This window comes from Kitasatospora sp. NPDC051702, assembly GCF_040681575.1.
Lineage (GTDB): Bacteria > Actinomycetota > Actinomycetes > Streptomycetales > Streptomycetaceae > Kitasatospora.
Map to the genome: position 1 here is coordinate 60,890 of NZ_JBFAZB010000036.1, position 22,571 is coordinate 83,460.

At 75.5% G+C, this 22,571-nt stretch carries 22 protein-coding genes; 11 read left to right on the plus strand and 11 right to left on the minus strand.

Annotated elements, in window-relative coordinates; genetic code table 11:
* Positions 1 to 73 precede the first annotated feature (73 nt).
* Positions 74 to 1,108, plus strand: coding sequence for a LacI family DNA-binding transcriptional regulator (locus AB0N04_RS26525; RefSeq protein ID WP_360212139.1), 1,035 nt, complete (start codon positions 74 to 76; stop codon positions 1,106 to 1,108).
* 18 nt (positions 1,109 to 1,126) lie between these two features.
* Here the strand turns inward: AB0N04_RS26525 and AB0N04_RS26530 are convergent, their stop codons facing one another.
* Both AB0N04_RS26530 and AB0N04_RS26535 read right to left on the minus strand, forming a co-directional pair.
* Positions 1,127 to 2,659 carry a cellulase family glycosylhydrolase gene (locus AB0N04_RS26530; RefSeq protein ID WP_360212141.1) on the minus strand — a complete coding sequence of 511 codons (1,533 nt, stop codon included), beginning with the start codon at positions 2,657 to 2,659 and terminating at the stop codon, positions 1,127 to 1,129.
* A gap of 90 nt (positions 2,660 to 2,749) precedes the next feature.
* Positions 2,750 to 4,753, minus strand: coding sequence for a glycoside hydrolase family 6 protein (locus AB0N04_RS26535; protein WP_360212143.1), 2,004 nt, complete (start codon positions 4,751 to 4,753; stop codon positions 2,750 to 2,752).
* A 238-nt stretch (positions 4,754 to 4,991) separates the two neighbouring features.
* On the opposite strand from AB0N04_RS26535, the gene AB0N04_RS26540 reads away from it, so the two are divergent.
* The gene (locus AB0N04_RS26540; RefSeq protein WP_360212145.1) at positions 4,992 to 5,246 is read left to right on the plus strand and encodes a hypothetical protein; all 255 of its coding nucleotides are present in this window, start codon (positions 4,992 to 4,994) and stop codon (positions 5,244 to 5,246) included.
* Positions 5,247 to 5,335: 89 nt separating this feature from the next.
* Here the strand turns inward: AB0N04_RS26540 and AB0N04_RS26545 are convergent, their stop codons facing one another.
* Complete coding sequence (locus AB0N04_RS26545) at positions 5,336 to 5,824, minus strand: universal stress protein (RefSeq protein ID WP_360212147.1); 489 nt, start codon at positions 5,822 to 5,824, stop codon at positions 5,336 to 5,338.
* 13 nt (positions 5,825 to 5,837) lie between these two features.
* Positions 5,838 to 7,133: an SLC13 family permease gene (locus tag AB0N04_RS26550; protein ID WP_360212149.1), complete on the minus strand. Its 1,296-nt coding sequence runs from the start codon at positions 7,131 to 7,133 to the stop codon at positions 5,838 to 5,840.
* Positions 7,134 to 7,438: 305 nt separating this feature from the next.
* Here AB0N04_RS26550 and AB0N04_RS26555 point away from each other — a divergent pair, with 305 nt between their 5' ends.
* From AB0N04_RS26555 to AB0N04_RS26565, 3 genes are all read left to right on the plus strand, one after another.
* Entirely contained in the window at positions 7,439 to 8,008 is a 570-nt protein-coding gene (locus AB0N04_RS26555; RefSeq protein ID WP_360212151.1) for a GNAT family N-acetyltransferase, read from the plus strand.
* Positions 8,009 to 8,207: 199 nt separating this feature from the next.
* Positions 8,208 to 9,935, plus strand: coding sequence for a glycosyltransferase family 2 protein (locus tag AB0N04_RS26560; protein ID WP_360212153.1), 1,728 nt, complete (start codon positions 8,208 to 8,210; stop codon positions 9,933 to 9,935).
* 287 nt (positions 9,936 to 10,222) lie between these two features.
* A complete protein-coding gene (locus AB0N04_RS26565; RefSeq protein ID WP_360212155.1) occupies positions 10,223 to 12,421 on the plus strand; it encodes an acyltransferase family protein in 2,199 nt (732 codons plus the stop codon).
* A gap of 135 nt (positions 12,422 to 12,556) precedes the next feature.
* On the opposite strand, the gene AB0N04_RS26570 is transcribed toward AB0N04_RS26565, so the two are convergent.
* Positions 12,557 to 13,240 carry a hypothetical protein gene (locus AB0N04_RS26570; protein WP_360212157.1) on the minus strand — a complete coding sequence of 228 codons (684 nt, stop codon included), beginning with the start codon at positions 13,238 to 13,240 and terminating at the stop codon, positions 12,557 to 12,559.
* A 131-nt stretch (positions 13,241 to 13,371) separates the two neighbouring features.
* On the opposite strand from AB0N04_RS26570, the gene AB0N04_RS26575 reads away from it, so the two are divergent.
* The 4 genes from AB0N04_RS26575 (at position 13,372) to AB0N04_RS26590 (ending at position 15,560) form a co-directional block, all read left to right on the plus strand.
* Positions 13,372 to 13,602 carry a hypothetical protein gene (locus AB0N04_RS26575; RefSeq protein ID WP_360212159.1) on the plus strand — a complete coding sequence of 77 codons (231 nt, stop codon included), beginning with the start codon at positions 13,372 to 13,374 and terminating at the stop codon, positions 13,600 to 13,602.
* Between the two features lie 24 nt (positions 13,603 to 13,626).
* Positions 13,627 to 14,124 carry a hypothetical protein gene (locus AB0N04_RS26580; RefSeq protein WP_360212161.1) on the plus strand — a complete coding sequence of 166 codons (498 nt, stop codon included), beginning with the start codon at positions 13,627 to 13,629 and terminating at the stop codon, positions 14,122 to 14,124.
* A gap of 179 nt (positions 14,125 to 14,303) precedes the next feature.
* Entirely contained in the window at positions 14,304 to 14,843 is a 540-nt protein-coding gene (locus AB0N04_RS26585; protein WP_360212163.1) for a class I SAM-dependent methyltransferase, read from the plus strand.
* Between the two features lie 87 nt (positions 14,844 to 14,930).
* Complete coding sequence (locus tag AB0N04_RS26590; protein ID WP_360212165.1) at positions 14,931 to 15,560, plus strand: class I SAM-dependent methyltransferase; 630 nt, start codon at positions 14,931 to 14,933, stop codon at positions 15,558 to 15,560.
* A gap of 14 nt (positions 15,561 to 15,574) precedes the next feature.
* Here AB0N04_RS26590 and AB0N04_RS26595 read toward each other — a convergent pair whose 3' ends face one another.
* The 6 genes from AB0N04_RS26595 to AB0N04_RS26620 form a co-directional block, all read right to left on the minus strand.
* Complete coding sequence (locus AB0N04_RS26595) at positions 15,575 to 16,252, minus strand: phosphotransferase (protein ID WP_360212167.1); 678 nt, start codon at positions 16,250 to 16,252, stop codon at positions 15,575 to 15,577.
* 185 nt (positions 16,253 to 16,437) lie between these two features.
* Positions 16,438 to 16,746 (minus strand): DUF1877 family protein, encoded by a 309-nt coding sequence (locus AB0N04_RS26600; RefSeq protein WP_360212207.1) that lies wholly within the window; start codon positions 16,744 to 16,746, stop codon positions 16,438 to 16,440.
* The gene (locus AB0N04_RS26605; protein WP_360212169.1) at positions 16,704 to 17,762 is read right to left on the minus strand and encodes an SDR family oxidoreductase; all 1,059 of its coding nucleotides are present in this window, start codon (positions 17,760 to 17,762) and stop codon (positions 16,704 to 16,706) included. The genes AB0N04_RS26600 and AB0N04_RS26605 overlap by 43 nt, the downstream gene beginning before the upstream one ends.
* A 93-nt stretch (positions 17,763 to 17,855) precedes the next feature.
* The gene (locus AB0N04_RS26610; protein WP_360212171.1) at positions 17,856 to 18,446 is read right to left on the minus strand and encodes a TetR/AcrR family transcriptional regulator; all 591 of its coding nucleotides are present in this window, start codon (positions 18,444 to 18,446) and stop codon (positions 17,856 to 17,858) included.
* A 128-nt stretch (positions 18,447 to 18,574) separates the two neighbouring features.
* Entirely contained in the window at positions 18,575 to 19,198 is a 624-nt protein-coding gene (locus AB0N04_RS26615) for a histidine phosphatase family protein (protein ID WP_360212173.1), read from the minus strand.
* Positions 19,199 to 19,383: 185 nt separating this feature from the next.
* Positions 19,384 to 20,370: an aldo/keto reductase gene (locus AB0N04_RS26620; protein ID WP_360212175.1), complete on the minus strand. Its 987-nt coding sequence runs from the start codon at positions 20,368 to 20,370 to the stop codon at positions 19,384 to 19,386.
* A 70-nt stretch (positions 20,371 to 20,440) separates the two neighbouring features.
* Between AB0N04_RS26620 and AB0N04_RS26625 the strand changes: the two genes are divergently transcribed.
* Both AB0N04_RS26625 and AB0N04_RS26630 read left to right on the plus strand, forming a co-directional pair.
* Positions 20,441 to 21,433: a DUF5937 family protein gene (locus AB0N04_RS26625; RefSeq protein WP_360212177.1), complete on the plus strand. Its 993-nt coding sequence runs from the start codon at positions 20,441 to 20,443 to the stop codon at positions 21,431 to 21,433.
* A 95-nt stretch (positions 21,434 to 21,528) separates the two neighbouring features.
* Positions 21,529 to 22,524: a D-2-hydroxyacid dehydrogenase family protein gene (locus AB0N04_RS26630; RefSeq protein WP_360212179.1), complete on the plus strand. Its 996-nt coding sequence runs from the start codon at positions 21,529 to 21,531 to the stop codon at positions 22,522 to 22,524.
* The last annotated feature ends 47 nt before the right edge of the window (positions 22,525 to 22,571 follow it).

Genomic DNA, 22,571 nt, shown 5'->3' on the forward strand with positions numbered 1-22,571 from the left:
CCGTTACTGGACCGTGTCGTCCGAGCTCCCTCGCCGCGGTCGTCGCCGTCCGTCGTCGCCCGGGAGAAGGATCATGACTCCAGCCGCGCAGCAACCGCCCGCTGCCCGCCCCACCCTGGAGGCGGTGGCAGCACGGGCGGGGGTGGGCCGGGGCACGGTGTCCCGGGTCGTCAACGGCTCGCCCAAGGTGAGTGCCAAGGCCCGCGCGGCGGTCGAACAGGCCATCGCGGAACTCGGCTACGTCCCCAACCAGGCGGCCCGCTCCCTGGTCACGTCCCGGACCGACGCCGTCGCGCTGGTCGTCCCCGAGAGTGTCGCGAAACTCAGCTCCGAGCCCTACTTCTCCGACATCATCACCGGGGTGTCCGCCGAACTCGCCGGAACTGACCTGCAGTTGCTGCTGGTGCTGGTGCGCGACGAACGCGAGCGGGAACGGCTGACCCGCTACCTCACCGCCCGCCGGGTGGACGGCGTCCTGCTGGTCTCGGTGCACCAGGACGATCCGCTCCCCGAGCTGCTGGAGCAGCTGGAGCTGCCCGCCGTCCTCGCCGGCCGCCGGTCGGAGCAGGAGCCGCTGAGCTACGTGCTGGCCGACAATGCGGGCGGTGCCCGTGCGGCCGTCCGGCACCTGCTGTCCCGCGGCAGGACGGCCATCGGGACCGTCACCGGGCCGCTCGACATGGAGGGCGCCGTGGCACGCCTGGCCGGCTACCGCCAGGCGCTCGCCGAGGCCGCGGTACCGGCGGACGAGGGGCTCGTCGCGCACGGGGACTTCACCGAGCGCGGCGGCCGCGAGGGCATGCGGGAGCTGCTCGCCCGCCGGCCCGACCTGGACGCCGTGTTCTGCGCGTCGGACCTGACGGCGGCGGGTGCGCTGCGGGCGCTGCGCGAGGCGGGCCGGCGGGTGCCGCAGGACGTCGCCGTGGTCGGTTTCGACGACTCCGTGGTCGCGCGGCACACCGAGCCGCCGCTGACCAGTGTCCGGCAACCCACCGAGGAGATGGGGCGGTTGATGGTCAGGTCGCTGCTCAAGGAGATCGCCCAGCCGGGCCGGTTCCGCCGGCAGACGGTCCTGCCGACGGAACTGGTGGTGCGGGAGTCCTCGTGAGCCGGTCCGGCCGGGGCCCTACGTGCCGGCCAGGTGGGCGCGGTAGCCGGCGCCGAAGGCCGTCGGCGTGCCGTCGTAGGAGCTGATCAGCGACGGGCCGCTGCCGCAGTCCCAGGTGTTCCAGGTCCAGGCGAGGTAGGAGACGCCGTGCTGGTCCAGCCAGGGCAGCAGGGTGTCCAGGTAGCCGTGTGCGCAGTCGTTCTCGCCCAGCTCGCCCGCGACGACCGGCACCCGGTCGGCCAGCGGGGCGATCTGGCCCTCCCAGCAGGAGCTGCTCCGGCACGCGTTGAAGTTGTACGAGTGCCAGGACGCGGCCAGGTTGTGCAGCGGGTCGGCGGGTTGGTGCGCGGCCCACTGGGTGAGGTCGTTGGCGTACTCCTGGCCGCCCAGCAGGAGGACGTTGTCGGCGCCGGTCGAGCGCACCGCGTCGACCATCGCCTGCATCCCGGCGACCTGGTAGCCGATACCGGGGCAGGTGCCGCCGTCGCGCCAGCAGGCCCAGCCGCTCTCCGCGCTGCCGGTGGCGCGCGACGGGTACGGCTCGTTGAACAGGTCCAGGACGACCGCGTCGTCCCCCTTGAAGGTCTGCGCCGCCGACGTCCAGAAGGGGATCGCACCGGCGGCGTCCGGCATGGGCTTCTGGCAGGTGGCGTTGGCGTCCGGGCAGCCGGAGGACGGTCCGGTGTAGACCCCGTCGCTCCAGTGCAGGTCCAGGACCGCCACCAGGCCGTTCCGCTCCAGCAGGTCGACGTAGCTCCGCACCGCGCCGATGTAGGCCGGACCGGCGTAGGCGGGGTCGACGTCGGAGTGGCCGAGCCAGCAGTCCTCGTTGAGCGGTATCCGGACGGCGTTGACGTGCCAGGCCTTCATCGCGGTGACGGACGCCTGGTCGGCCGGGCCGTCGAAGAAGCCGCGGCCCTGGACGCACATGAACTCGGCCCCCGACCGGTTGACGCCGTGCAGGGTGATCGGCGTGCCGTCGGCCTTCGCCAGTGTCCGGCCCGAGACGTGCACGGCCGGGGCCCGCCCGTCCGGCGGCGCGGAGGTCGGCGTGACGGTCGGCGTGGTGGTCGGGGTGGGGGAGGGGCTGGGCGACGGGCTCGACCGCGGCCCGCAGGGGGTGCCGTTGACGGTGAAGGCGGCGGGGGCGGTATTGGTGGCGCTGTAGGTGAAGTTGGCGCTGGTGGTGTAGCCGGAGCCGGGGTTGATGGTGGGGGCGTAGTCGGGGTTGGTGACGGTGACGGTCTGTCCGGTCTGGGTCCAGGTGCCGTTCCAGCCGTTCCGGAGGGTCTGGTTGCCGGAGTAGGAGTAGCGGAGGGTCCAGCCGTTGACGGGGGTGGTGCCGGTGTCGGTGATGGTGACGTTGGCGGTGAATCCGCTGCCCCAGTCGTTGACGGCGTAGCTCACGTCGCAGGAGGGGCCGGCGGCGGGGGCCGGGGCGGAGGCGGCCGCCGAGGCGGTGAGGGGGAGCACGGCCAGGGCGGCGCACGCGGCGGTGGCGGCCGCGAGTGCGGCGGTGCGGGGTGGGGCGGTGCGGGCGGTACGGGACATGCCGACTCCTCGTGGGTGGGGGCCGGGGCCGCTGGTGCGGCCCCGGCCGATGAGGTCAGCTCGCGGCGCGGTGTCGACCCGCGGTGCGGGTCAGCTCGCGGTGCAGCTCAGCGTCGGAGCGGTGTTGCCGCCCGAGTACGTCGCCTGGAAGCCGAAACTGGTGGTGCCGTTGGGTGCCAACGCTCCGTTGTAGGCCTGGCCGGTGGCCGTCACCGCGCCGCCGCTCTGGGAGGTGACGGCGTTCCAGCTGTTGGTGATCTGCTGGTTGCCGCCCCAGCTCCAGGTGACCGTCCAGGACTTGGTCGCCTTGCTGCCGGTGTTGGTGACGGTCACGCCGGCCGTGAAGCCGCTGCCCCAGTCGTTGCCGACCGCGTAGCCGGCGGAGCAGCCGCTGCTGCCGCCGCCACCGCTCGACGTCGTGGTGCCCGTCACCGCGGCGGAGGGGGCGGAGACCTTACCGGCCGCGCCCAGCGCCGTGACGGTGTACTGGTAGGCGGTGGCGGGGGAGAGCCCGGTGTCGGTGTAGCCGGTGGCTGCCACGGTCGCGACCTTGGCCCCGTTCCGGTACACCGAGTAGCCCGTCACGCCGGCGGGGTCGCTGGAGGCCGTCCAGCTGAGCGACACGCTGGTGCTGGTGACGCCGGTGACGGCCAGTCCGCCGGGGACGGTCGGGCCGGTGTCGCCGCCGGAGCCCCCGCCGAACGCCGGGTAGGCGTTCTGCACGAGCTGCCGGAACTGGGCCGGGAACCACTGTCCGGCCGGGATGTTGCTGCCGGGGATGGAGTCGGTCGGGTAGGTGTTGCCGTTGCCGTCGCTCTGGGTGCCGGCCGGGTCGCAGTGCGGGTCGCCGTGGGGGTGGGAGGCGTCGGGGTAGTCGCCGTCCGACTCACCCGGCGGCTTGACCCAGAGGAACGCGATGATCGGGCTGCCCGTGCCGTACGGCTGGGACCGCGGGCGTTCCCCGATGCCCGCGCCGTTGATGTTGCACCAGTCGCCGCGGAAGGGCTTCTGGTCGACCTTGTTGGCCGCGACGTACGCGTCCACCGTGGTGGGGGCGGAGTTGAGCGCGGCGGGCCGGGCCGGGCCGCCCCAGCCGTTGCGCGAGGTGTCGACCAGCATGCCGATGCTGCTCGGGAACCCGTTGGAGACCAGGGTGGAGTACATCGCCGTGGCGTAGTGGTACTCGTCGAACACCGGGTTGTACTGGTAGAAGTTCGCCGACTTGAGCGGCTGCCCGCCGATCGTCAGGTCGGGGTTGGTGAGGAACGGCTCGGTGAGCGGGGTGGTGTTGGCGGTGTCGCTGACGAAGCCGTCGATGCTGGCGAACCCGGCCGTCGTGGCCTGCGCGACCTTGGCGTACTCCTTGCCCGCCGGAACCATGTTGGTGGACCAGCCGAGCCAGCCCGCGTGCCCGATGTCAAGGTAGTTGTACACGTTGGGGATCGCGTGCAGCTTGTTGAGCGTGTACTCGATGCCCGACTCGTAGTACGGGGTGGCGGTGGCGCAGGTCGGCTTGGACTGGTTGGTCACGGCGTTGGGCAGCGAGTCCGGCTCGATGACGGCGGCGATCCGGATGCCGGCGTACTTCGGATCGGCCAGCACGGCCGCGATCGGGTCGATGTACTGGGTCTCGTAGGTGTTCAACCCGGCCGCTGTGGCCGGGAGTTCGCCGTTGGAGGCGATCGCGGCGCAATCCCGGCCTGGCAGGTCGTAGACGACGACCTGGAAGACGACCGGCGCGGACCCCTGCTGCTGGGTGAGCGCGTGGTCCAGATGGGCCCGGAGGCCGAGGTGGGCGCTGTCGCCGGCGATCGCGCCGATGCGGTCCATCCAGACGGCGGTGGAGTTGGCGGCGACCTGGGACTCGAGGCCGCCCAGCGTGCCGCCGTCGGCGGAGGCCTGGGCCTTGACCTCGGCCCCGAAGTCGGGGTTGAGGTAGCCGGTCGCGCCGGCGAACGGGTTGGCGACGTGGACGGTGGCCGCGGGGGCGGCGTGTGCGGGGGCGACGGCGCCGATGCTCGGCAGCAGGCCGGTGGCGCCGAACAGCGCGGCGGCCGCTGCCGTACGGAGTCGACGCAGGACGGTTTGAGGCACGTCCGGGTCCTTTCGGAAGGGTGGGGTTCCTGACGGGATCGCGAAGAGTGGTGGGAACGTGCCCATTCGGGGCACGGCGATCCCTTCACATAAAGCCAGGACGCGAGAAACGGCGTCAATAGTCGCGGGAGCGCTCCCATAAGACGCTGTAACTTACACGCCGCGCCGTCGGGCGGCCCGCCGCCCCCGGGCGGGACGGAGCAGCAACCGCGCCGCCCGCAACGAGACCCTGGCCACGTTGCCGGAGCGGATCTCCGGACGCACCCCGAGGGCCCGGGTGTGGCGAGGGCTGGCCGACGCGGACGCGGCCGGGCGGACCGTCGCCGAGCGCGAGGCGATCCACCGGGCCCTCGTCGCCCGGGACGCGGACCTCGTCCGGGCCGCCGCACCGGTGCACGTCAACACCACCGAGCGCCGGCTGCGCGACCACCCGGCCGAGGGGGAACGGATCCCCGTCGGGCCCCGGCCGCTGCCGGACGTCGGGCGTTCCTGACCGACGCCGACCGGCGGCACCGACCGCGGGGCACCGGCCGGCGGCGACCGGTCGCAGGCACCGCGCGGGGGCACCGCCCGGGCGCGCCGCTACGGCCGGTCGGGCGCGGGAGGGATCGTCGCGGTGTCCGGTGCCGGTTCCGGCCAGACCAGCAGGACGGGACAGGGCGCGTGGTCGACGACGAAGCGGGTCGCGGGGCCGAGGCTGTGCGGCCCGAGTCGGGTGCGGTCGCCGTCGCGCGCGAGGACGAGCAGCTCGGCGCCCCCGGCCGCCGCGACGACCTCGCGTTCGACCCGTCCGGTGCGCTCCAGACGGGTGCAGGGGAGGCCGAGGCGGTCGGCGGCGGCGTCCAGGAGGTGTCGGCCGGAGGCCGCTGCCAGGCTGTCCACCCGGCTGCCGGGGTCCCGCTCGCGGTGACCGCGGCCGAGCAGCCCGGCGAACGCGCCGTGCGCGACGCCCGCCACCTCCTCACCGCTGACGTGCAACATGACGATCTCCGCGCCCCGCGGGGCGTGCGTTCGGGCGGCGTCGACACAGGCGGGCCAGGTGCCCTCGGCGATCCAGACGACGACGGTCACGGGCTCATCCTCCTCATGCTCCGACGATCTGCAGGGATCCCCACAGTGCCACCACGGCCAGGAGCAGTGCGGCGGGCACGACGAGCAGTCCGAGCCGGGTGAACTCGCCCAGGCCGATGTCGGTGTCGTGCTCACGGACGATGCGCCGCCACAGCAGGGTGGCCAGGGAGCCCGCGTAGGTGAGGTTGGGGCCGATGTTCACCCCGAGCAGGACCGCCAGGACGGAACCGGCGCCGGACGGGACGGCCAACGGCAGCAGCACCAGGGTGGCCGGCAGGTTGTTGATGACGTTGGCCAGCACCGCCGCCAGCGCGGCCGTGCCGAGCAGGGCGGGCAGCGAGGTGCCGTGCGGGACGAGGTGTCCGAGCGCGGAGGCCAGCCCGTTGTCGACGACGGCCCGGACCACGATGCCGAGCGCCAGGACGAAGGCCAGGAACGGCACGGCGGCCGAGCGCACGACCGCCGCGGGGGTGGTGCGGTGCTGGGCGAGCGCCCGGGCGGCCAGCACCAGGGCGCCGGCCAGCGCCGCCCAGGCCGGATCGATCCCGAGCACGGAGGCCAGGACGAACCCGGCGAGGGTGCCGGCCACGGTGACGAGGGCGAACACCGGCAGCTCCGGTGCGGTCACCTCGCCCGCGGCCGGGGCGCCCGCGGCCAGGTCGGCGGCGAAGAACCGGCGCAGCACGACGTACTCGACGGCGATGGCCGCCAGCCACGGCAGCGCCATCAGCGCGGCGAACCGGGTGAAGGTCAGTCCACTGGCGGCGAAGGCCAGCAGGTTGGTCAGGTTCGAGACGGGAAGCAGCAGTGAGGCCGTGTTCGACAGGTGGGTGCAGGCGTACAGGTGCGGTTTGGGGCGGGCGCCGATCCGGGCGGCGGTGACGAACACCACCGGCGTGAGCAGCACGACGGTGGCGTCCAGGCTGAGCACCGCCGTGATCACGGACGCGACCGCGAACACCTGCGCCAGCAGCCGCCGCGGACTCCCGGCGGACGTCCGGGCCATCCACGCTCCGCAGGCGCGGAACAGGCCCTCGTCGTCACAGAGCTGCGCCAGGACGAGGACGGCGGCGAGGAAGCCGATCACCGGCCCCAGACGCTCGGCCTCGGCCGCCGCGTGCGCCGGCGAGATCGCGCCGGTGGCGATCACCAGCCCGGCGGCGGGGACGGCGACCACGGCCTCCGGCCACCCCCACGGCCGCACCACCGCGCAGACCAGCACCAGCACCAGCAGTCCGAGGGACAGGGCCTCGGCGAACGACGTACTCAGGGTCTTACTCCTCGCGGGCGGCGGTGATGACGCCCCCATCGAAGCAGAGCCACCCGGGCCGCCGCGCGTCGGCGCAGCCCGACCGCCCGGGCGTAGCCCGTCCGACACGGGTGAGGGGTGTCGGACGGAGCCGTCGGCGGGCACCGGCGTCAGGGCGGGCCAGGGCGGCCTTCGCCGCCCAGGCGTTCGGCGCCGCCGGCCGTTCCGTTCCCGCAGGTCCCGCGCCCGGGGCCCGGTCCGGGCCCTGTGGCACGATGCCCGCAGGCCGGTCGCCAGGGACGGCCCGCGCCGCGCCCGCCCGGAACGAGGGGCGGGCGGCGCCCGCACGCAGGAGAGGACCCGACATGTCCGAGACCATCCCCACCAGCCCCGCCCGGCCTGCCGCGGGGCCCGTCTTCCGCACCGCCACCCTCGCCGACGTGCCGGCCCTGGTCGAGCTGGTCGAGTCCGCCTACCGCGGCGACGCCAGCCGGGCCGGCTGGACCACCGAGGCGGACCTGCTGGAGGGCCAGCGCACCGACGCGGACGGCGTCGCCGAGGTGATCGGCCACGCGGACGGGGTGCTGCTGCTGGCCGAGCGCGACGGCGAGCTGGTGGCCTGCTGCCAGTTGGAGCACCGCGGCGACCGCGCCTACTTCGGCATGTTCTCGGTGCGTCCCGGTCTGCAGGGCGGCGGCATCGGCCGGGCCGTGCTCGCGGAGGCGGAGCGGCTGGCCGGGGAGGAGTGGGGCGTCGACGAGCTGGAGATGAGCGTGATCGAGCAGCGCGCCGACCTGATCGCCTGGTACGAGCGGCGCGGCTTCCGCCGGACCGGCGTCTTCACCCCGTTCCCGTACGGCGACGAGCGGTTCGGCATCCCGCTCCGCTCCGACCTGCGGTTCGAGAAGCTGACGAAGGTGCTCAAGCAGGCCTGAGCGGCCGGGTGCGGGCGGCGCCGGCTCGGGCCCCGGTCGGCGTCCGCTCGACCCGCGGTCGGGGTGTGATGTCACGTCAACTCACTGACCAGGGGCGATGCGGAGATGTCATACCTCGTTCATGATTGGTCTAGGCCAATGTGAGAAGCTGAGGGCGAACGGCCACGTTCCGTCCCATGCCCAGGGGGGCCATCTCCGCATGCCCGTACTCCATGGCACCGCCATGCCCGCACCCGACCCCGGTCCGCGCCTGATACCGGCCGACCCCGGTCTCCGACTGCCCAGCCCACCCGGCGACGAGGAGCTCTACTGGTACTTCGGCCCGCAGCGCCGCTGGGTGCTGCTCTGCGCCACCCTCTCCTACGCGGGAGCCACCGCGGCTCTCGGCCTGTTCGCGCTGAGCCGGCCGCTGCTCTGGCCCTTCCTCGTGCTCACCGTGCTCAACGCGGCCACCTGGCTGCTCTCGCTCACCGACGGCCAGCGCGCCCGCCGCTACACCCGCGACTCGCACGACCTGCTGATGCGCGCCTGGCAGCCCGCCCGCCACCCGAGCGTCGACCTGCTGCTGCCGACCGCGGGCGAACCGCTGGCCGTCCTGGACAACGCCTACCGCCACACCGCCGCCGTCCGGTGGCCCGGCGAACTGACCGTCCTGGTCCTCGACGACGCCGCCCGCCCCGAGGTGCGCGAACTCGCCGAGTCCTACGGCTTCCGGTACTGCGCCCGCCCCGACCGCGGCCGGTTCAAGAAGGCCGGCAACCTCAACCACGGCCTGGCCGAGGGCAACGGCGAGATCGTCGCCGTCCTGGACGCCGACTTCTGCCCCCGCCCCGACTTCCTGCACCACCTGGTGCCCTACCTCGACAACCCCGAGGTCGGCATCGTGCAGAGCCCGCAGTGCTTCGACACGGACGCCGACATGTCCTGGCTCGAACGCGCCGCGGGAGCCACCCAGGAGATCTTCTACCGCTGGATCCAGCCCTCCCGGGACGCACAGGACGGCACCGTCTGCTGCGGCACCAACGCGCTCTACCGGCGCGCCGCACTCATGCGCGTCGGCGGCTTCGCCGAGATCGACCACAGCGAGGACCTCTACACCGGCCTCTCGCTCGCCCGCGCCGGGTGGACCACCCGGTACGTGCCCGCCCTGGTCGCCAAGGGCATGTCGCCCACCGGCCTGCCCGCCTTCATCAGCCAGCAGTACCGCTGGTGCCTCGGCTCCCTGGCGCTGGTCGGCGACCCCGGCTTCCGCCGCGGACCGCTCTCCCGCTCCGCCCGGCTCTGCTTCTGGAACGGCATCCTCGGCTACGTCACCAGCGCGGTGAACGTCTTCGCCGTCCCGCTGCCCGCCCTGATCATGCTGTTCTTCGCCCCCGACGAGATCGAACCCTGGCAGGTCCTGCCCTTCCTGCCGCCGATCTGGGTCGCGCTCGTCCTGCTGCCCGCGATGTCCCGCACCCGGTGGCGCTTCGAGGTCACCCGGGTCCAACTCCTCGGCGGGCTCTGCCACGTGGTCGCGATCGCGCACGCGCTGCGCCGCCGCAGTGCCGACTGGGTGCCCACCGGCGCCGTGTCGGGCGGCAGCTCCCTCGCCCGGACGGTCGCCCGGATCGGGGTCGGCTGGCTCGGGTTCGTCGTCCTCGCCGGCGTCGCCGGACTCGTCCGCGCCGCCGCGCTCAACGGCTGGCAGCCCTACTGGGCGCTCGCCGCACTGCTCGCGCTCACCGCGTACACCATGATCCCGCTCATCCGGTCGCTCCGGCCGCTCCTGCACGGCGGCAACGGGGCCACCGTCGGGGAGGTCGCCGCACCGTCGCGGCGGCGCTCGGACCTCGGCTTCGGCCGCGCGGAGGCGGTCGCCGTCACCGCCGTGCTGCTGCTCTGCGGGCTGCTCGCCTCCGGCTGGGCCGATCCACTGCTCTTCTGACCGCCCTCTGATGGCCCTCTGACGGTCTTCTGATGGTCTTCTGACGGACCGGGCGGCCCCGGCCGCCGCCGTACCGCCGGTCCTGGCCCTGGTCCTGGTCCTGCGGTACCGAACCTGCAGCGTTGCGCAGCGTCGCGCACCGTCCCTCCTCCCGTGCCGCGCACCACCGCGTGCCGCACCCGAGCGTTCCCTTGCGCGTCGCCCCACCGGCGCGGACCTCGCCGCCCGGCCGCCCCATCGGCCCGGCGGCCCAGACCACCGCTGCCAGCCCTGCAAGGAGCACCGCCGTGTCAACGGCCGTCCCGTCACCGTCCTCGTCCTCGTCCTCCGATCCGTCGTCCACCGCACCCGCGCCGGGCTCCCGGGCCGCGGACTCCCCGGCCCCCGCCGTCCCGTCCGCCGTCGAGCTGCTGCCCGGCGTCGTCCGGGTGGACCGGCAGGGCGCGCCCGACCGGCGGCCCACCGCGGAGGCCGTCGCACCGCCGCAGGCCCGCCCCCGCAACGCCTTCCGCCCCGACATCGAGGGGCTGCGCGGTCTCGCCGTCCTCGCCGTCCTCGCCTTCCACGCCGGCGTCCCCGGCCTCTCCGGCGGCTACGTCGGCGTCGACGTCTTCTTCGTCGTCTCCGGCTTCCTCATCACCGGCCTGCTGGTCGGCCGCCCGCTCGGCCTGTGGGACTTCGCCGCCCGCCGCGCCCGCCGGATCCTGCCCGCCGCCGCCACCGTGCTGGTCGCCACCGCGGCCGCCGGCGGCGCCCTGCTCGACCCGCTGCGCGGCACCGACCTCGCCCGCGACCTGATCGCCGCCGCCGGGCAGTTCGTCAACTGGCGGTTCGTCGGCCAGCAGACCGACTACCTGGCCGCCGAGCGCGACCCCAGCCCGCTCCAGCACTTCTGGTCCCTCGGCGTCGAGAACCAGTTCTACCTGCTCTGGGGCGTGCTGCTGCTCGGCCTCGCCCGGTACCTGCACGGCCGCCGCCGCACGCTCGCCATCGGCCTGGCCACCGGGGCGATCGGCGTGCTCTCCCTGCTGCTGTGCGTCCGGTGGACGGCCACCTCCGCACCGCTCGCCTACTTCTCCACCGGCAGCCGGCTCTGGGAGTTCGCCGCCGGCGCGGGCGCGGCCCTGCTCGGCCGCGCCCTGGCCACCCGAGCGGACCGGCCCGGCACGGCCCGGACCCTGCGCCTGCTCGGCTGGGCCGGCGCGGCCGCCGTGCTCGCTCCGGTCCTGCTCTACGACCGCAACACGCCCTTCCCCGGCACCGCCGCGCTGCCGCCCGTCCTCGGCACCGCCGCCGTCCTGCTCGCCGGCCCCGCCCACCGGGCGCTCGGCGCCGCCGACGCCGGACGCCTCCTCGCCACCCGACCGCTGCGCGCCGCCGGGCGGCTCTCCTACGCCTGGTACCTCTGGCACTGGCCGGTCCTGACCATCGCCCAGGCCCGCTACGGCACGCTGCCCTGGACCACCCTGGCCGCCCTCACCGCCGCCAGCGCCCTGCCCGCCTGGCTCACCCTGCGGTTCGTCGAACAGCCCCTGCGGTACGGCAGCAGCCCGGCCCCGCGCCGCGGCCTGGCCGTCGGCGCCAGCGCCCTGGTCATCCCGCTGATCGCCGCCCTCACCCTCGGCGGCGGCACCGTCCGCGCGCTCGGCGGCACCGCCGACGCACCCGTCGCCGCCCCGGCCGGAGCCCCCGACGGCCCCGCCCTGCTCGCCCCCGGTACCCGGCTGCTCGGCCTGACCCCGTCGCTGGCCCGCGCCCGGGAGGACTTCCCGCCCGGCAAGGGCTGCGAGATCCCGCTCAACGCCGACAGCAGCCCGCGCTGCCTGTTCGGCGCCGAGGACAGCCCCGACCGGATCGTGCTGCTCGGCGACTCGCACGCCGGCCAGTGGATCTCCGCGGCCCTCGCCATGGCCGAACAGCGGCACTGGGCCCTCGAAGTCCTGGTCAAGCCCGGGTGCCCGCTGGCCACCCTGACCGTGCGCAACAACGTGCTCGGCCGCACCTTCGACGAGTGCGACCGCTGGCGGGAGAACACCCTCACCCGGCTCACCGCCGGGCCCCGGCCGCGGCTGGTCCTGATGGCCGGCCTCAACCGCTACGGCAGCCAGGAGGAACGCGCCCAGGGCTGGACCCGCACCCTCGACCGGCTCGCCGCGCTCGGAGCCCCGCTCGCCTACCTCGGCGACACCCCGATGCCCGGCAAGGACATCCCGACCTGCCTCGCGGCCTCGGACGGCCGGTCGGACGCCTGCTTCTTCCCGCGCGACACCGCCTTCGAACCCGACCCGCTGCTCGACGGTGGCCTCGCCGCCCGCTACGGCGTCCGCACCCTGGACCTCGGCCCGCTGCTCTGCCCCGGCAGCGGCCCGGACTGCCCGGCGGTCCTGGAGGGCGTGGTGCTCTACCGCGACACCGGGCACATCACCGACACCCTGGCCCGGGTCCTGGCACCGCGGCTGGACAAGGGGCTGCTGGCCGCCGGGTGAGGCCGGGGCGGCCGGTCCTGGCGGTGGGACGGCGTCGTGGTCCCGGTGGTGGGGACGCCGTCCCGGTCCCGCGGTCCTGGCCCCGCCGCCCGCCGCCCGCCGGGCTGGTGCCCGGGCGGCAGGGGTGGCGGGCCGTCAGCCGTAGATGCTGCGGCAGAGCCGGGCCTGCTCGGAGCCGGCCGGCCAACGGCCGACGCGTTCGGCCTGGTCGCAGAGGGTGCCCGGGCCCAGGGAGGGCGGCGCCGCGCCCGGGGCCGGGGCCGCCGGGGCGGGGCCCTGCCCTGCCGCCGCGGAGGTGCCGTGGGTCGCCGCGCCCGGGCGAGGGGTGCGCCCCGGCCTCGGGTGCGGGGTCGCCGCGCGCTGCGAGTCGGCCGACTCGCCCCCGGCCGCCGCGGTCGTCGTCGCGGGTGCCGTCGCCGAGGCGGCCGACGCCGCACCGCTCTGCTCCGACCCGGTCGGGCCCGCCGCGCCGCCGCGTTCCGGCACGGGGGCCGGCAGCGGGGACGGCGCCGGAGTGACGGCCGGCCCGGGCTCCGCACCGGCCGGCAGGGAGGCGGAGGGCGAGGTGTGCGGCAGCGCCACCACGTCCAGGTCGTCACCCGACCCCGGCCCGCACATCGCCAGGACGGCGGCCAGCACCGCCAGCGTCCCGACGGCCCCGGCCACCCGGACCAGCCGCCTGCGGCGGCGGACCGAACCGGTGCCGGCCGCGGGCACGGGCCCCGGAACCGGCCCCGGCGCGGGAGCCACGGGCACCGGGGGCGGCTGCCACGCGTCCTGCGGCCACTGCCACTGTCCTGCGGTGGGTTGCCCCGTCATGTCGTCGTCCTTCCAGCGCCGAACCCCCCGCCGTCCCTCCCCTCAGCTCAACGAGCGCGCCGACGCGGGGACATGACCCGGAAGAGGGTTCTGGACGGGCGCCGATTGCCGCCGCGGCACATGCTGGGGGCATGGAGACCAACAGCACGTCCAAGCCCCTCGTCGAGGTTGCCGACTTCCGGACCGACAGCCGCTACCGCCTGGTGCACTTCGAGGGCCACGGCTGGGAGCCGCTCGCCCCGGAGGAGTTCGAGCCCCGGGTCCACCAGCTCTTCCCCGACCTCGACCCGCACGACGCGATCCGCGTCCACTGGGCCGACCGCCCGTGGGAGTGGCCCGCCTGGCACCCCGGTGAGGCGTGAGCCACAGTTCGTTACGCTGTCCGGGTGAGTGTGGATCACTTCTGGCGTCGACTGCCCGGACCGGCCGTCGACACGTGCTCGCCGACCGAACTCGGCGAGCTCGTGCCCGACCGGCACGACGTCCGGTACGACCAGCTGGCCGCCGACGGCCTGCTCCTCGGAGTGCGGAGCACCGCCCGGCTGATGGAACTCGCACTCACCGAGAACGGCCTGCACCCCGACCCGGCCGCGCGCCTGCCCGTCTACGGCGGCGAGCGCCCCGAACCCGCCGCCGCGGGCCCGCTGGTGCTGCGGCCCGAGCAGGTCGCGGCCGCCTTCACCTTCCTCCGGGACTCCGCGCTCGGCGAGCTCGTCCGCCAGCAGAACACCGTGCTGGCCCGCACCGTCGCCCACCTCGGCTACCCGACGCCGTGGTCCGAGACCTGGGCGGCCCGGGTGGTGGCCGACCTGCGGGAACTGCGGGACTTCTTCGCCGACGCGGCCGCGGCCGGTGACGCGGTCGTGGTCCGGGAGTCACGGTGAGCGGGGCGGGGAAGGGCGCGGCCGACGGGCGCGGTGGCAGCGCGGGGAGTGCCGTCAACGGCGGAGGCGCCGTCAACGGCGGAGGTGCTGGGTACGCCGGAAGTGCTGGAAGTACCGGAAGTGCCGGAAGTGCCGGCTACGCCGCCGAAGCGGCGCAACTCGCCGTCCAGTACGAGAGTGTGACCTTCGCCGAGGTCCACCGCGACCTGCTGCAGCACTACCCCGCCCCGCCCGCCGCCGTCCTCGACGTGGGCGCGGGAACCGGCCGGGACGCGGCCGCGCTCGCCGCCCTCGGCCACCCCGTCGTGGCCGCCGAGCCGACCGCCGAACTCCGCGCCCACGGCGAGCGGTTGCACCCCGGACCGGGCATCCGCTGGGTGCCCGACGCACTGCCCGCGCTGCCCCGGCTCGGCGCCGGGGGCGAACGCTTCGACCTCGTGCTGCTGACCGCCGTCTGGATGCACCTCGACGCGGCCGAGCGCCCGGCCGGGATGGCCGTCCTCGCCCGTCTCCTCGCCCCCGGCGGCCGCCTCGCGCTGACCCTGCGCCACGGCCCCGTCCCGGCCGGGCGCCGGATGTTCGACGTCCCGCCGGAGGAGACCGTCGCCCAGGCCGCGGCCCACGGCCTGCGGCTGGTCCACCGCACCGAGCGCGCGGACCTGCACGGCCGCGCCGACGTCCGATGGACGGGCCTGGTCCTGGAACACCCCGCGGACTGAACGGCGCCGGGGCCGCCGGGCACCGTGAACGCGTCGGGGACGACGCCTCTTGCGTCCGATCGTCGTACCGGCTCTAGACTCCGTCCCGTGGCGGATCATCAGAGCGAGACCAGGGCGGCCTACGACGGGGTCGTCGAGCTGTACGCGTCGAAGTTCGCCAACGGGCTGGAGGACCAGCCGTTCGGCCGGGCCATGATCGGCACCTTCGCCGAACTGGTCCGCGCGACGGGCAACCCGCGGGCGGCGGACGTCGGCTGCGGGCCCGGGCACCTGACGGCCATGCTGCACGAACTGGGCCTGGACGCCTCCGGATTCGACCTCTCCCCGGGCATGGTCGACCACGCCCGGCGGGCCCATCCGGCGCTGCGCTTCCAGGAGGCGCGGATGGAGTCGCTGCCGGTCGGGGACGGCGCGCTCGGCGGCGTGCTGGCCCACTACTCGGTGATCCACACGCCGCCGGGGGAACTGCCGGCGCTGCTCGCCGAGCTGGTGCGCGTCCTGGCGCCGGGCGGCCTGCTCCTGCTCTCCTTCTTCGGTACCGAGGGGCCGGCGCCGGTCCGGTTCGACCACAAGGTGACGCCCGCCTACGGCTGGCCGGTGGACCGCCTCGCCGACCTGCTGGCCGACGCCGGGCTGGTCCCGTTCGCCCGGCTGCTCCACGACCCGGCCTCCGAACGGGGCTTCCTCGACGCCCACCTGCTGGCCCGCCGCCCGTAGGCCCCGCCGGGGCCCTACCCGGCGTCCGCCCAGGCGGCGGTGGCCCGGCTCCGGTCCCGCCACTGCCGCACGCCCGGGCCGTCCGGATCCCGGCGGCGGCAGAACTCCTCCAGCCAGGCGCACTTGGCGAGCATGGCCCGGCGGCGCACCGGCCAGGGCGGGACGGGGCGACCGTAGGCGCGGAAGAGGTGGTCGAGGTCCCCGCCCCGGTCGGGGTGGTGCATCCGCACGATCCACTCGCACCACGCGAGGTCCTCGACCGGGTCCCCGGCGTGGGCGAACTCCCAGTCCAGTACGGCCGTGACGGCGAAGGTGTCCGGGTCGAGCAGGAGGTTGTTGGGCCCGAAGTCGCCGTGCACCAGTACCGCACCGGGGGCGGTGACCGGCTCACCGGACACCGCCGGGTCGAGCTGTTGCAGGCGGCCCAGGACCAGCCCGCACGCGGCCAGTACGCGCGGCCCGTGCCCGGCGTCCAGGAGGTCCTGCGCGGGCACGCCGGGCAGGTGCCCGAGCGTGAGCGCCGCCCGGTCGGCGGCCAGCACCGGCGGGACGGGCAGCCGCTCCCGGAGCCCGGTCAGCAGCCGCTCCTCGCGCGCCAGCCGGGCTTCGGCCTCCGGGCCGCAGTAGTGCTTCACGACCACGCGGCCGTCGCCCGTGGTGCGGTTGGTGTAGCCGTGCGGGAGGGGTTGCATGCGGCGATCCTCCCGGGAGCGCGGCCGCGGAGCCAGCGAATTGAGGTCGGGTCGGTCCGTCGGCGGTCCGCCACCCGGGTAGGGGAGGGTCTCGTCAGGCCGGGGCCGGAGCTCCGGTCGCCGCCCGGGCTACCGGGTCGGCACCGTCCGTCGGGCGGACCGGCGGGCTCTGCGCCGCCCGTGGCCTATCCGTGCCGGATCACCAGGCCCTGCCGGTAGCGGGCGGTGACGCGCAGGAACCCGACCAGGCCCGCGTAGTGGGCGGACACGTACTCCAGGCCGGACGGGTCCGCCCAGAGGCCGACCGGGTAGACGCCGGCCGCGGCGAGCGCGGCCGCCGTGTCGAGGCCCTCCGCCGTGCCGCCGGTGACGAGCTCGTCGAAGGGCAGGTCGGCCAGCTCCCGGGCGGCCTGCTCGACCCGTTCCGGTGCCAGGGTGTTCCCGTGCGGGGTCAGGCGGTGCCGAAGCCTTCGGCGACGAGGCGGGTGGACCAGTGGCGCAGGGCGGGGAGGAGGGGTGGGTGGGCGAGGCCGGCGGCGGTGGCGAGGCGGTCGGCGGAGGCGGTGTCGTAGCGGTCCTCGGAGAGGAAGGTGAGGGTCTCCGGATCCGCCCCGGTGAGGGCGCGGGGGAGGCGGCGGACCAGGGGGACGGGGACCAGGCCGCGCGGCGGGCGGACGTCGAGGTGGTCGGCGAGGAGGGCGATCAGGTCGGGGAGGACGGGCGTCGCCGGGTCGAGGACGGTGTGCGCCCGGACGGGCGCGTCGTCGTGGGCCGGGGCCGCGGCCAGGAAACGGGCCAGGTGGTCGACCGTGACGACGGGCAGGAAGGTGCGGCGGGTGCCGGGCAGCAGCGGGAGCCGGCCGCGGTGGAGCTGCCGGACGAGCTGGGCGAGTCCGAGGTACTGCCCGGCCTCGCCGGTCAGCGAGTGGCCGATGACGCTGCTGGGGTTGACGGTGGTGAGCGGTACGCCGAGGCGCGGGGCGGTGACGCGGACGGCGGCGTCGCCGAGCAGCTTGGACGCCTCGTAGGCGCCGAGGCGGGCGTAGCGGGCCGCGGTGGTGCGGGCGTCGAGCGGGTAGCGGGGCTGCGGGTCGCGGCCGACGCGGTAGCCGGAGAGGTGGATCAGGCGGCGCAGCCGCGGCCGGGTGGCGGACCAGTGGAGGGCGTGCAGGGCGCCGTGCAGGTTGGCGGGTTCGGCCTGGGCGCGGGTCAGCCCGAACCGGTAGCGGGCGGCGAGGTTGTGGACGTCGCGGACCTCGGCGAGCCGGGCGTCGTCCTCGGGGGAGAGGCCGAGGCCGGGGCGGGTGACGTCGGCGGTGACGGTGGTGAGTGCGGCGTCGTCGGCGTCGTGGGCGCGCAGCCACCGGCGCAGCTCGCCGCCGCGGTCGGGGTCGCGGACGGCGGCCGCGACGGGCTCGCCGCGGGTGAGGAGTTCGAGGACGAGCCAGCGGCCGAGGAAGCCGCCGGCGCCGAGGACGAGGGTGCGGGGCGGTGGCGGGGCGGACGGCATGGTGTGCTCCGTAATCTGTAGACCGGTCTGCATATTTTTTGGGCGAGAAGGAGGGGCGGAGCCACCCCGAGGGGGGCTCCACCCCGGATCGACCTACGCCGCGGGCGCCTTCTGCGCGCCGAGCAGGTGGAGGACCGCGTGCTGGGCGTGGTCCAGCGGTTCGCGGCTGCGCCGGACGGACGCCAGCAGGACGGCGCCCTCCAGCAGGGCGAGCGCCTGCCCGGCGGCCGTGGCGGCCGCGGCGGGCTCGAAGCCCTCGGCCTCCAGCCGGTCGGCCAGCACCCGCTGCCAGCCCTCGTACACCTCGGCGCAGACGGCGCGCAGTGCCTCGTTGGTGCCCGCGACCTCCAGGGCGACGGTCGCGATCGGGCAGCCCTTGGTGTAGTCGGAGCCGGCCAGCCGCTCGGCGAAGACCTCGGTGAGGCGGCGGGTCAGCGCTCCGCTGTCGGCGCCCTCGGCGGTCAGGGCGGCGAGCAGGTCCTCGACCTCCCGGCCGGCCTGGACAAGGGCGGCGGTGACCAACTGGTCCTTCCCCTCGGGGAAGTGGAAGTAGAGCGACCCGCGCGGTGCGCCGGTCGCGGCGACGATCTGGTTGAGGCCGGTCCCGAAGTAGCCCTGTGCCTCGATCAGCGTCCGGGTGCCGGCGATCAGCCGGGCCCGCGTCTCTTCTCCCTTGACTCCCATACGGAAAACAATAGACCGGTCTGCATATTCCTGTCGACGGTTGACGGTCGACGGGTGCCGCACGGTCAGGAGTCGCGGGCTGCCGGGCCGTCCGGGGCCGAACGGCTCCGCGCCGCGTCAGTACCGCGTCAGTACCGCGCCCCGGTCGGGAGGCCCGTCCACCGCAGTTCCTCGGGAAGGTGGCGCAGGTCGTTGAAGAGCGCCACGGAGGCCGGGCGGCCCGGGGCGTACCGGATGACGGTCAGCGCGGCGTTCGCATGGTTGAGCCCCAGCCAGCGCCAGGCGGGTGCGTCCAGGGCGTGCCGGACCAGCCAGCCGATCAGGAAGTTGTGCGTGACGACCAGTTCGTGCCGCTCCTCGGTGCCCGGCACCGGCCCGGTGAACCGTTCGACGGCCCGCCGCGCCAGCGGCCGGCCCTGCTCGCGCTCCTCCGCCGTGGTGCGGGACAGGAAGTCGAGCAGGAAGTCCGCGCTCTCCGGGGGCAGTTCGGCCCGGTCGGGGACGTGCGGAACGTAGTCGCCGGCCTCCTCGCAGACCGTCGGCACCACTCCGGTGAGCCGATGGCCGACCAGCTGTGCGGTCTGCGCGGCCCGGGGCAGCGGGCCGTGGTGCACGGCCGTGATCGGGCGGTCCGCCAGCCGCTGCCCGAGCAGGTCGGCCTGTCTGCGGCCGTTCTCCGTGAGCCCCTCCCCGCCGGGCGCCGCCTCGCCGTGGCGGGTGAGGTAGAGGTGACGGGTGGCGGTCTCGGTCATGCTCCGGGGCTCCTTCACGGCCGCTGGCGATCACGGATTCGCCCCGGAGGGACGCCCGAGGGGGTGCCCCCGGTTCCGGCCGGGTGCGCACGGCCGCGCGCGACGGGCACGACCGTGCGCGCGGGCCCGGGCCGAGGCGCGGCCGCGTCGGGACCCCCGTCCCCGGCACGGCCGCCCGTCGTGGATCAGCCCGCGTGGGCCTCGTCCAGCAGGGCGAGGTCCGCCGGGGAGAGCCGGAGGGAGCCGGCGGCGATGTTGTCCTCGAGGTGGGCGAGGTCGCCGGTGCCGGGGATGGCCAGGACGTGCGGGCCCCGGTGCAGCGTCCAGGCCAGGCGGACCTGGGCGGTGCTGACGCCGTGGGCCCCGGCCACCGCCAGGACCTGTCCGGGCTCGGACCCGCCCGGGCCGGACTCGCGGCCGGATCCGGCGATCGCGTAGAAGGGGACGAAGGCGATGCCCTGCTCGCCGCAGGTCCGCAGCAGCGCGTCCTGCTCGGGCGCGGCGCCGATGCCGTACGGGTTCTGCACGCACACGACGGGGGCGATGGCCCGGGCCTCGGCGAGTTGGTGCGGCTGGATGTTGGAGAGGCCGAGGTGGCGGATCAGCCCGGCCCGCTGCAAGTCGGCGAGGGCGCCGAAGCGTTCGGCGACCGAGTCGGACCCGAGGATCCGCAGGTTCACCAGGTCCAGGTGGTCGCGGCCGAGCTGGCGCAGGTTCTCCTCGACCTGCGCGCGCAGCCCCTCGGGGGTGCGGGCGTGCTCCAGCCACGTGCCGTCGGGGCCGCGTGCGGGGCCGACCTTGGTGGCGATCACCAGGTCGTCGCCGTACGGCGCGAGCGCCCGGTTGACGAGCTCGTTGGCGGAGCGCAGCGGGGAGAAGTAGAAGGCGGCGGTGTCGATGTGGTTGACGCCCAGTTCGACGGCGCGGCGCAGCACCCGGACGGCCTGCTCGCGGTCGCGCGGCACGGCGTGCGGAACGAGCGCCTTGCCGGTCTGCGGCAGGCGCATGGTGCCGAAGCCGATCCGGTGCACGGGGCGGTCGCCGAGGGTCCAGGTGCCGGAGGCGGCGGCGTGGACGGTGGTGGGAGCGGCGCCGGCGGCGGCGGTGCCGGTGGCGGGGCCGGCCGGGACGAGGGCAGGGGTGTGCACGGGAGGGGCGGTGTGGGAGGTCATGCCGTCATGATCTCCACTGCACTACTCTGACCGCCAACGATTCGAACATGTGTGAATCCACGGGGGTGGCATGACGGCCGAGCTGCAGTTCACGGCGGGCGACCTGGCGCGGATGCGCTTCGCGGTCTCGCCGATGTGGGAGGTCGGCCCGAGCCTGCGGCTGCTGCACTCGGGGATCGCCCACCCCGTGCACCGGCCGTGGGTGGAGCAGGTGCGGCCCCGGCTGGCGGCGGCCGGGCCGGAGCGCGGGTGGCTCACCGAGATCGTCCCGCCGGCCGGGTACGTGCCCGACTTCGTCAACCCCGCCCCCACCGGCGCCGCCCCGACCATCGGGAGCGAACTCGCCGCGATCCGGGCCACCCCCGACGCGCAGGTGCGCCGTGACCTCGACCGGCTGGCGTCCCGTCAGGGCGGCCTCGGCCCCCGGCTGCGCGCGCTGCACGCCGACCCGGCGGCGGGCCTGCCCCGGCTGACCGAGGCGATCGAGGCGTACTGGGAGCTCGCGCTCGCCCCGTACTGGGCCCGCATCCGGGCCGTCCTCGACGCGGACGTCCTGCACCGGGCCCGCCAGGTCGCCGAGTTCGGGGCGGCACGGGTCCTCAACGACCTGAGCACCGAGGTGCACTGGTCGGAGGACCGGCTGCGGCTGCGCCGGAGGTCGCGCCCGCTGGCCCCGGGGGCGTCGGGTGCCGGGCTGCTGCTGATCCCGTCCGCCTTCGCCCGGTCGGCGCTGTTCACCCAGGTCGCGGCGGAGCACCCGCCGCAGCTCGCCTACCCGGCGCGGGGGACCGGCCTGCTCTGGGCCGCCCGGCCGGCGACGGGCGACGGCGCCCTCGCCGTCGTCCTCGGGCGGTCGCGGACGCTGCTGCTCACCGAGCTCGACGCCCCGGCCTCCACCACCGAACTCGCCCGCCGCACGGGGCTGTCGCCGTCGGCCGTGTCCCGCTACCTGACGACCCTGCGGGACGCGGGCCTGGTCAGCGCCCACCGGGCCGGGCGCTCGGTGCTCTACGCCCGGACCGCCACGGCGGAGGCCGTCCTCGCGCCGCTGGCCCAGAGGTAGGACCCGCGGGAGGCCTGCCGGTGGTCCGGCCCCGCGGGATCCACCGGGAGGCCTCCGGCGTGCCGGTGGCGTCGGTGCCCTGGAAGAGTTCGGGCATGACACCCGACCCTGACGACCGGCAGTGCCCCCGTCCGCGCGAGGTGCTGCGCTGCGCCGTCCTCGACGACGTCCAGGAAGCCGTCACCGGCATCGCCGACTGGTCCCCGGTGGCCGATCGGGTGGAGCTGACGGCCTTCCCCGACCCATTCGGGTCGCAGGACGAACTCGCCGAAGCCCTGGCGGACTTCGACATCGTGGTGGCCCTGCGCGAACGGGTCGCGTTCCCGGCCTGGCTGTTCGCCCGGCTTCCGCGACTGCGGCTGCTGGTGGCCGCCGGCATGCACCACTCGGTGATCGACTACTCGGCCGCCGAGCGCCGCGGCGTGACGGTCTGCGGGACGTCGAGCTCCGTCACCCCGCCCGCCGAGCTGACCTGGGCGCTCCTGCTGGGCGTGGCGCAGGGCGTCGTGCCGGAGAGCACCGCGCCGCGCGGCGGGTCGCGGCGGAGTACCGCCGGAGCGGACCTGAACGGCCGGGTGCTCGGGCTGCTCGGCCTCGGGAGGGTCGCGGCCCCGGTCGCCCGGATGGGGCTGGCCTTCGGCATGGACGTGGTGGCCTGGAGCCGGAACCTGACGGACGAGCGTGCCGCCGAGGTGGGCGTGCGCCGGGCCGCGAGCCTCGCGGAGCTGCTGGGCGGCAGCGACTTCGTCTCGGTGCACCTCGCGCTCGGCGAGCGCACCCGGGGGCTGCTCGGTGCGGCCGAGCTCGCGCTGATGAAGCCCGGTGCCTGTCTGGTGAACACCTCCCGGGCGGCGATCGTCGACCGGGACGCCCTGTCGGCCGCGCTCACCGGGGGTCGGCTCGCGGGCGCCGCGGTGGACGTCCTCGACGAGCCGCTGCCCGCGGACCACCCGCTGCACACCGCGCCGGGGCTGCTGGCCACCCCGCACCCGGGCTACGGGCCCCAGCACCTCTACCGCCGCTGCTACGGCGAGGCGGTGGAGGACATCGCGGCGTTCCTCGACGGGGAGCCGATCCGGCGGCTGGGCTGAGGGACACCGCGCCGACGTCCGTCCGCCGGGCCGGGCGCCGCCGCATA

Bases quoted from the DNA above. Each gene is read 5' to 3' on its own strand.
- AB0N04_RS26620 (WP_360212175.1), bottom strand. From the start codon at position 20,370: ATGACCTCCCACACCGCCCCTCCCGTGCACACCCCTGCCCTCGTCCCG.
- AB0N04_RS26560 (WP_360212153.1), top strand. From the start codon at position 8,208: ATGCCCGTACTCCATGGCACCGCCATGCCCGCACCCGACCCCGGTCCG.
- AB0N04_RS26555 (WP_360212151.1), top strand. From the start codon at position 7,439: ATGTCCGAGACCATCCCCACCAGCCCCGCCCGGCCTGCCGCGGGGCCC.
- AB0N04_RS26595 (WP_360212167.1), bottom strand. From the start codon at position 16,252: ATGCAACCCCTCCCGCACGGCTACACCAACCGCACCACGGGCGACGGC.
- AB0N04_RS26610 (WP_360212171.1), bottom strand. From the start codon at position 18,446: ATGGGAGTCAAGGGAGAAGAGACGCGGGCCCGGCTGATCGCCGGCACC.
- AB0N04_RS26550 (WP_360212149.1), bottom strand. From the start codon at position 7,133: ATGGGGGCGTCATCACCGCCGCCCGCGAGGAGTAAGACCCTGAGTACG.
- AB0N04_RS26570 (WP_360212157.1), bottom strand. From the start codon at position 13,240: ATGACGGGGCAACCCACCGCAGGACAGTGGCAGTGGCCGCAGGACGCG.
- AB0N04_RS26625 (WP_360212177.1), top strand. From the start codon at position 20,441: ATGACGGCCGAGCTGCAGTTCACGGCGGGCGACCTGGCGCGGATGCGC.
- AB0N04_RS26575 (WP_360212159.1), top strand. From the start codon at position 13,372: ATGGAGACCAACAGCACGTCCAAGCCCCTCGTCGAGGTTGCCGACTTC.
- AB0N04_RS26615 (WP_360212173.1), bottom strand. From the start codon at position 19,198: ATGACCGAGACCGCCACCCGTCACCTCTACCTCACCCGCCACGGCGAG.
- AB0N04_RS26605 (WP_360212169.1), bottom strand. From the start codon at position 17,762: ATGCCGTCCGCCCCGCCACCGCCCCGCACCCTCGTCCTCGGCGCCGGC.
- AB0N04_RS26525 (WP_360212139.1), top strand. From the start codon at position 74: ATGACTCCAGCCGCGCAGCAACCGCCCGCTGCCCGCCCCACCCTGGAG.
- AB0N04_RS26630 (WP_360212179.1), top strand. From the start codon at position 21,529: ATGACACCCGACCCTGACGACCGGCAGTGCCCCCGTCCGCGCGAGGTG.
- AB0N04_RS26530 (WP_360212141.1), bottom strand. From the start codon at position 2,659: ATGTCCCGTACCGCCCGCACCGCCCCACCCCGCACCGCCGCACTCGCG.